This window comes from Parasynechococcus sp., assembly GCF_042954325.1.
Classification (GTDB): domain Bacteria; phylum Cyanobacteriota; class Cyanobacteriia; order PCC-6307; family Cyanobiaceae; genus Parasynechococcus.
This window is the reverse complement of record NZ_JBGKDS010000005.1, coordinates 1-5,299: the sequence shown is the minus strand read 5'-3', so window position 1 is coordinate 5,299 and position 5,299 is coordinate 1. Positions and strand designations below refer to the sequence as shown.

5 protein-coding genes are annotated in these 5,299 nt (G+C 63.5%); 3 read left to right on the top strand and 2 right to left on the bottom strand.

The window, feature by feature from the left end:
• Positions 1–878: vitamin K epoxide reductase family protein (locus ACGVKB_RS00520; RefSeq protein ID WP_392349309.1), on the bottom strand; the 878-nt coding region annotated here is incomplete at its 3' end.
• An 85-nt stretch (positions 879–963) separates the two neighbouring features.
• Between ACGVKB_RS00520 and rimO the strand changes: the two genes are divergently transcribed.
• Positions 964–2,340: a 30S ribosomal protein S12 methylthiotransferase RimO gene (gene rimO, locus ACGVKB_RS00515; RefSeq protein ID WP_392349308.1), complete on the top strand. Its 1,377-nt coding sequence runs from the start codon at positions 964–966 to the stop codon at positions 2,338–2,340.
• Complete coding sequence (locus ACGVKB_RS00510) at positions 2,337–3,566, top strand: MFS transporter (RefSeq protein WP_392349307.1); 1,230 nt, start codon at positions 2,337–2,339, stop codon at positions 3,564–3,566. The genes rimO and ACGVKB_RS00510 overlap by 4 nt, the downstream gene beginning before the upstream one ends.
• On the opposite strand, the gene ACGVKB_RS00505 is transcribed toward ACGVKB_RS00510, so the two are convergent.
• Positions 3,553–3,645, bottom strand: coding sequence for a cytochrome B6 (locus ACGVKB_RS00505; protein WP_392348379.1), 93 nt, complete (start codon positions 3,643–3,645; stop codon positions 3,553–3,555). The genes ACGVKB_RS00510 and ACGVKB_RS00505 overlap by 14 nt on opposite strands.
• A gap of 147 nt (positions 3,646–3,792) precedes the next feature.
• Between ACGVKB_RS00505 and ACGVKB_RS00500 the strand changes: the two genes are divergently transcribed.
• Positions 3,793–5,299: B12-binding domain-containing radical SAM protein (locus ACGVKB_RS00500; RefSeq protein ID WP_392349306.1), on the top strand; the 1,507-nt coding region annotated here is incomplete at its 3' end.

The window sequence follows — 5,299 nt, the reverse complement described above, 5'->3', positions numbered from 1 at the left end:
AGGGATTGCACCCCAGACTCAATCGTGCCCTTGATCTCCCAGCTGGGGAAGCCTTCCAGGCCCTTGCTGCGGCAAAGGTCGGCCTGGTTGTTCTCCCCATCGGCGGCGCACTCGACCACGTTGAGCTTGGCGGATGCCTCTTTGCCGAACAATTCCTTCTGTTCATGGCAGTGGGGACACCAGTAGGCGGAATACATCACGGCACCACCACTGGTGAGGTGATCGGCGAGGGCGACCGCGGCCGGGGAGCTCTCGCTGGTCACCAGCGGGGCCACGCCCTCACCGGTGGGCAACTCGGCCCGGTCCGGATCCAGCACCGACGCCCAGATCAAACCGCCCAGCAGCACGGCGAGGGCCAACAACACCCCACGGAAGATCAGCTGACCGGGATCATCCCAACCGCCACCGACCACCGAGAGGATCAACAGCAGCAGGGACAGAATCCCCGACAGCAGGCAGAAGAAACAGAAGGCCTGAATCTTGAACACCATCAGACCCAGCAGCACCCCGCTGAACACCGCCATGCCGATGGACACCGTGAACAGGCCCCACCAGGTGCGGCGGGAGAGGTCGGTCTTGTTCTCGTTTAATCCGGGCAGCAACGGCAGCAGCGCCATCAGCAGCACCGCGCCGTAGGCCAGCAGACCGACAAAGGAGAGGGGAATTCCCTCCGCGATGGTGCCCCAGGGGCTGTTGAGCACCTTGTCGCAACCATCGGTGCCCATCGGGCAGATCAGATCACCGAGCAGGCCCCAGCGCTTCAGCGTGATCGTGCCGGTGTCGATCACACCCACCGTGGCCAGAACAGCCATGGCAATCCGTGCCCATTTGGCACCGGAGTCCTGGCGGCGACGGCTGACAAGACGGGAGCTGCCCATCCATTCCCAACAAGTGCAGGAATTCTGTCAGGACCAGGCCAATCCGACTGCTCCGTAGGGTGGAAAACGGCCTGCCGGCACCGCCATGACCGTAACCAGCTCCAAACCGACAGTCGCCTTTGCCCATCTGGGCTGTGAAAAGAACCGGGTGGACACCGAGCACATGGTGGGACTGCTGGCCGAAGCTGGTTATGGCGTGAGCAGCGATGAACGCGATGCCGCCGTGGTGGTGGTGAACACCTGCAGCTTCATCCAGGACGCCCGGGAGGAATCGGTGCGGACCCTGGTGGATCTGGCGGAACAGGGCAAGGAACTGATCATTGCCGGCTGCCTGGCCCAGCATTTCCAGGACGAACTGCTGGACTCGATCCCAGAAGCCAAGGCGATCGTCGGCACAGGGGATTACCAGCACATCGTGGATGTGCTGCAGCGGGTCGAAGCCGGTGAGCGGGTGAACCGGGTGAGCGCCGTCCCCACCTTTGTGGGCGATGAGCATCTGCCCCGCCAACGCACCACCGACCAGGCGGTGGCCTACCTGAAGGTGGCCGAAGGCTGCGACTACCGCTGCGCCTTCTGCATCATTCCCAAGCTGCGGGGCGACCAGCGCAGCCGACCAATCGAATCGATCGTGGCCGAAGCCCATCAACTGGCGGACCAGGGGGTGCAGGAGCTGATCCTGATCAGCCAGATCACCACCAACTACGGGCTGGATCTCTATGGCAAACCAAAGCTGGCGGAACTCCTGCGTGCCCTGGGCGAGGTGGAGATCCCTTGGATCCGCGTGCATTACGCCTATCCGACGGGACTGACCCCCGACGTGCTGGCGGCGTACCGGGATGTGGCCAATGTGGTGCCCTACCTGGACTTACCGCTGCAACACAGCCACCCGGAGGTGCTGCGGGCGATGAACCGCCCCTGGCAGGCGGATGTGAATGACAACCTGCTGGATCGCATTCGCGAGCAACTGCCCGATGCGGTGCTGCGCACCACCTTGATCGTGGGCTTCCCCGGCGAAACCGAGGAGCACTTCCAACACCTGATGGGCTTCCTGGACAAGCAACGCTTCGATCACGTGGGGATTTTCACCTTCTCTCCAGAGGACGGCACCGCCGCCGCCGACCTGCCCAATCCGGTGGATCCGGAGGTGGCCCAGGCACGCAAGGATGCGCTGATGGCCCTGCAACAGCCGATCGCCGCGGAACGCAACCAGCGCTGGGTGGGGCGGACCGTGGATGTGCTGATCGAGCAGCACAACCCCCAAACCGGGGCGATGATTGGTCGCTGCGCCCGCTTCGCTCCGGAAGTGGATGGCGAGGTGCACGTGCAACCCGGCGAGGACGGCCAGCAGGCGGCACCGGGAACCCTGGTGCCGGTGGAGATCACCGGGGCCGACATCTATGACCTCAGCGGGCGAATCGTTGGTGCGCGCGCCATGGTGGCGGCAGCGAGAGCCCAGGCTTGACCCTTCTTCAACTGCGACCGGAACAGCAACGTCGTCTGTTTCTGGTCGCGTCGGGCGTGAGCACCGCGGGATCGTTCGCTGGCATTACGGCCAAGGGCTGGATCCTGATGGATGGCAGCTCACAGCCGATCGTGCTGGCGCTGAATTTCGCCGCGCTGTCTCTGCCCACGCTGCTGATCAGCGGGCCGGCGGGGGTGCGCACCGATCGGGTGGGCTGCGAGCGGGTGCTGGTGCAGTCGCAATGGGCCCTGTTGGCGGCCGCTGGGCTGGGGGCCCTCGCCATCCCTTTGCTGGATGGCCTGGCCCAGGTGTTGCTGCTGCTGGGCAGCACCCTGCTGGTGGGCATCGCCGGGGCCTATGAACTCACCGCCCGCAACAAATACTGTTCGATCCTGGTGGACGGACCGGAGCAGCTGGGCAGCTATCTCACCAGCTTTTCGGTGGTGTTCAACGTGGGCAAGCTGGTGGGGCCACCGATCGGGGGCTGGCTGCTGGCGATGACCGGGCCGGCCTGGGCCCTCGGCATTGATGCGGCGAGCTATCTGCTGCCGATCGCCAGTGTGCTGTTTCTGCTGAATCCAGACAGCAGCCGCGAACAACGCAGCGCTCCAGGGCAGACCGCCAGCCTGGTCAGTGCCTGGCGGGGGTGTGGCTCCACCTTGCAGGGGGTGCTGAGTTTCACCGCGGTGCTGTGTCTGGTGGGTTTTTTCCACCCGGGGCTGGCGCCGTTGATCGCCGACCGCGTGCTCGGCTCGGATCCGCGCGACCTGGGCCTGTTCACCAGCGTGCTGGCCGCCGGAAGCATCACTGGCGGGATCGTGCTGCAAAAAAACAGCAGCCGCTTCAGCCGCCGCCCGTTTCTGACCCTCGGAGGCTTCGGTTTGATCACCGCCATCGCACAGCTGGGCATGGCCATGACCCCTGGGGTGGGATTCAGCCTGAGCATGGCGTTTCTGATCGGAGCCGGCACCGCCGGTCTGCTGAGCAGCTGCAACCTGATCACCCAGATCGGCTCAGAACAGGTGATGCGCGGCCGCATGGCCGGGCTGAGTCAGATCGCCTTCCTCGGCGGAGGTGGGATCAGTGGGCTGGTGGTGGCCCTTTTGGTGATGGTCAAAGACCTCTCGACGGCCTTTGCCTTAAGCGGTGGCTTAAGCGTCGCCATCGCCTTGATCTGGATGCGGCGACGCGGAAACCGGGTTTTGGAGCCGATCAGATCAGCTTGATGCCTTTGAGGAGCTTGGTGAAAACAAAGGCGGTGACCAGGCCGGTGCCAACAAGCCCGAGATAGATACCGACGCCCATGTGCAAGAAAGGAGGTGACCACCATTAGATCAGAGATTGGGCGTGATCTCGGTTGTTACCGATAGGGTTTGTCAATAACAGACTCGTTTTGTAGCTCCACGACCTCCGCCGGGCGAACCGGACTCCCCTCCCCTGCTGCCCGAATCGATGCGCACCCTCTTTATTTATCCCGAGTTCCCGAAGACCTTCTGGAGCTACGAAAAAATTCTGGAGCTGGTGAACCGCAAGGTGCTGCTGCCGCCCTTGGGGCTGGTCACAGTGGCGGCGCTGCTGCCACAGAGCTGGGAGATGAAGCTCGTGGACCGCAATGTGCGCGAGGTGAGCGAAGCGGAGTGGGAGTGGGCCGAGCTGGTGATCATCTCGGGAATGATCGTCCAGAAGGACGACATGGCCGTGCAGATCGACAAGGCCAAGCAGCGGGGACTGCCGGTGGCCATCGGCGGGCCCTTCGCCAGCTCAACGCCCGATGCACCGGAGATCGAACAGGCTGATTTCAAGATCCTCGATGAAGGTGAAATCACCCTGCCGATGTTCCTCGAGGCGCTCGAGCGCGGCGAAACCAGCGGCCGCTTCAGCTCAGAGGGCGACAAGCCGGATGTGACCGCAACGCCGATCCCCCGCTTCGATCTGCTGCAGCTCGACGCCTACGACTCGATGAGCGTGCAGTTCTCCCGGGGCTGCCCGTTCAACTGCGAGTTCTGCGACATCATCGTTCTCTACGGCCGCAAACCGCGCACCAAAACCCCAGAACAGCTCGTGGCGGAGTTGCAGGCGCTGTACGACCTGGGCTGGCGGCGCTCGATCTTCCTGGTGGACGACAACTTCATCGGCAACAAACGCAACGCCAAGTTGCTGCTGCCGCAAATCCGCAGCTGGCAGGAGGAGCGCGGCTATCCGTTCAGCTTCAGCACCGAGGCCTCGGTCGATCTGGCGGATGACGAGGAGATGATGGAAATGATGCATGACGCGCGCTTCGAGAGCGTGTTCCTGGGCATCGAAACCCCCGATGAGGCCAGCCTGGAGACGGCCCGCAAGGTGCAAAACACCCGCAACCCGCTGGATGCGGCGGTGGATCGCATCACCGCCAACGGCATCCGGGTGATGGCTGGATTCATCATCGGTTTCGACGGCGAAAAGGATGGTGCCGGCCGCCGCATCGTGGAGTTCGTGACCCGCACCGGCATTCCCGCCGCAATGATGGGCATGCTGCAGGCACTCCCCAAAACAGCACTGTGGGCCCGGTTGGAACAGGAGGGACGCCTGATCCAAGGCGAAGATTCAGCCAAGGGCGTGAATCAGACCAACCTGCTCAACTTCCAGCCGACACGTCCGATCCGCGACATCGCCAACGAATACGTGGAGGCGTTCTGCGCGTTGTATGAGCCCAATGCCTACATGGATCGGGTGTACAGCTACTACCTGAAGATGGGTGCGCCGCGCTGGAAAGCCGCCGCCAAGCTGCCCAGCCTGGTGGACCTCAAAGCCCTCACGATTGTGGTGTGGCGCCAGGGGATAAAGCGCAACACCCGGACACGCTTCTGGCGGTATCTGTTCGGCATGGCCCGCCACAACCCCACCCTGGTGGAGCAGTTCCTCTCGGTGCTGGCCCACAACGAGCACTTCCTGGAATACCGCTCGATCGTGCAGCGGGAAA

What these genes read in the sequence shown, in the direction of transcription:
- rimO (WP_392349308.1), top strand. Translation starts at nt 964, where the DNA reads ATGACCGTAACCAGCTCCAAACCGACAGTCGCCTTTGCCCATCTGGGC.
- ACGVKB_RS00505 (WP_392348379.1), bottom strand. Translation starts at nt 3,645, where the DNA reads ATGGGCGTCGGTATCTATCTCGGGCTTGTTGGCACCGGCCTGGTCACC.